The sequence below is a fragment of the Synechococcus sp. R55.7 genome, assembly GCF_047461955.1.
Classification (GTDB): Bacteria; Cyanobacteriota; Cyanobacteriia; order Thermostichales; family Thermostichaceae; genus Thermostichus.
Window position 1 is genome coordinate 1 of record NZ_JANSIC010000175.1, and the last position, 2,060, is coordinate 2,060.

Annotated in this window: 3 protein-coding genes; 2 read left to right on the forward strand and 1 reads right to left on the reverse strand. The window is 57.1% G+C overall.

The genetic code is table 11. The annotated features are described in order from the left end of the window. Positions 1–31: 31 nt before the first annotated feature. Together NW820_RS09530 and NW820_RS09535 are read left to right on the forward strand one after the other, a co-directional pair. Positions 32–715, forward strand: a complete 684-nt coding sequence (locus tag NW820_RS09530; RefSeq protein ID WP_011433876.1) for a DUF2232 domain-containing protein — start codon at positions 32–34, stop codon at positions 713–715. 242 nt (positions 716–957) lie between these two features. Continuing rightward, on the forward strand, positions 958–1,197 hold the full coding sequence (locus NW820_RS09535) for a DNA-directed RNA polymerase subunit omega (protein WP_011433877.1): 240 nt from the start codon (positions 958–960) through the stop codon (positions 1,195–1,197). A gap of 96 nt (positions 1,198–1,293) precedes the next feature. Here NW820_RS09535 and NW820_RS09540 read toward each other — a convergent pair. Then, positions 1,294–2,060 (reverse strand): mechanosensitive ion channel family protein (locus NW820_RS09540; protein WP_414407353.1); only part of this gene is annotated, 767 nt, incomplete at its 5' end.

The following is a 2,060-nucleotide window of genomic DNA, read 5'->3' on the forward strand; positions in this document are numbered from 1 at the left end:
CTAAGCTGGGAAAAGTTGTGCTTTTCTGGATGTGCCCCCGCCGCCTCAGCCTTCTGTGCAGGATGACTTTCCTCCCTTACCCCCCCCACCTCCCCGTTCTCCGGCTTTGAGGGTGGTGGAAACGGCTTTTTTGGCCAGTACCGCGGCCTTGATCTGGATCCTGAGCTACACGCCGCTGGCCCCCTTTATACGTCTGTTTTTCCCCATCCCGGTGGCGCTGGCGGTGATGCGCTGGGATCCCCGCACAGGGGCAATGGCCCTGGTGGTCTCCGGCCTGTTGCTGACGGTGCTGATAGGGCCCACGCGCAGCATTCTCTATGTCATTCCCTATGGTCTGCTGGGCTATTGGTGTGCCCGCCTGTGGCAGCAGCGTCTTTCCTGGTACGTCTCGGTGGTGAGCGGGGCTGTGCTCAGCGCCCTGGGCTTGATCTTTCAGTTGGTGCTTTCCTCCCTACTGGTGGGGGAAAACCTCTGGATCTACGTAACCATTCAACTTACCGGCCTAACCAACTGGCTCCTGGATGTGTCCCTCAGCCGATGGGGCGTCTACTGGGTGGCAGAACCCTGGATGGTTCAGGTGGTGGTGGTGGGATTTATTGCCTTCAATTCCCTCATCTACGTATTCACGGTGCATTTGGTGGCCGCCCTGGTGATGGAGCACTTTCGTTGCCCGCTGCCACCCCCGCCGAAGTGGGTACAGTTTTTGCTGGATTAGCAGCCCCTGTGAGTTGTACAAGAGCAGAGCAAGCTGCTCTACAAATGAGTTCTTGACAAATCTTGACAAATGAGTTCTTGGCAAAAGTCCCACCCTATTGCCATGCAACGCTACAGGAATGCAAGAACTGGAAGGTTCTCTGCTAGGATCGCGGTACCGGGACGGAGTCCTTTCGGGTTAGCGGGACGGAGTCTCGTTGGGATCCTGGTGGCAACAAGATATCAAGATTTAAGACTGCGATTATGGCTTCCCGCAAGAATCAACTGGCTATTGACAATGACGAGCTGATGCGTCGGGTAGAGGCTCTGATCAACGCTTCCAAAAATCGCTATCGCATCACGGTACAGGTGGCCAACCGCGCCAAGCGCCGCCGCTACGAGGATCCGGATGATATAGAAGATGGCTGGATGAAGCCAATCCGCCGCGCTGTCATCGAAATGTCGGATGAACTGACTGAGCCGGAAATCATCGGCGATGAGTAGTCACTAGACTTGCGGCCTGCTGGCGCGACCGCCCTGTTGAAACTGCTAGCCGGCTGAGCGGCTAAGGGTAGAAGCTTTCGGCAGCCGCCTATTTTGTCAATTTGTCAAGTCGTTTGCAACGGGATCCCTTTCCCGCAGGCGAGCCTCGAGCCGCGATTCCATCAGGTGCAGCAAGCGGTGGGTCTCCTCTGGGCTGAGACCCTGGATGCGCATCTCCAAGGGGCTGTGGAACCAGAGGGTCTGCTGTGGGAAAGGAATCTGGATCCCTGCTTGGTCGAAGGCGTGCTTGAGGCGACGGCGGTATTCCCGCGCCACCCTCCACTGCTGCAGAGGCTGCACCTTGATCCAAATGCGCAGCGTGATCCCCCGCTCCCCCAGATCATCGACACCGTGCATTTCGGGGGGCTCGAGGATTTTTTCCCGCCAAGATGGCTCCCGGTACATCTGCAGAGCCACCTGCTCGGTGATGCGTATCGCCTGTTCCAGGTCATTTTCATAGGCAATCATGATCCCCAGATCCACCCGTGACCAGCCGTTGGAGAGGTTTTCCACCACCCGGATGGCACTGTTGGGAATGGAGATCAAGCTGCCTTCGGTGTTGCGCAACTGGGTTAGCCGCAGATCCATGTGTTCCACAAGGCCGCCCCGCCCGTCCACCACGATCACATCCCCTTCGGCAAATTGATCTTCAATTAAAATCAACAGCCCATTGATCACATCTTTAATCAGATCCTGAGCAGCCAGGGAAATCCCCAGCCCAATAAAGCCTAGGCTGGCCACTAAGGGGCCAATATTGACCCCCACCGAGGCCAGGCCAGCCAGGGATCCAAGCAAAACCAGGGTAGTGGCTGCAGCTCCTTTAG

Excerpts from the sequence above, each read along its gene's own strand:
- NW820_RS09535 (WP_011433877.1), top strand. The coding sequence starts at position 958 with ATGGCTTCCCGCAAGAATCAACTGGCTATTGACAATGACGAGCTGATG.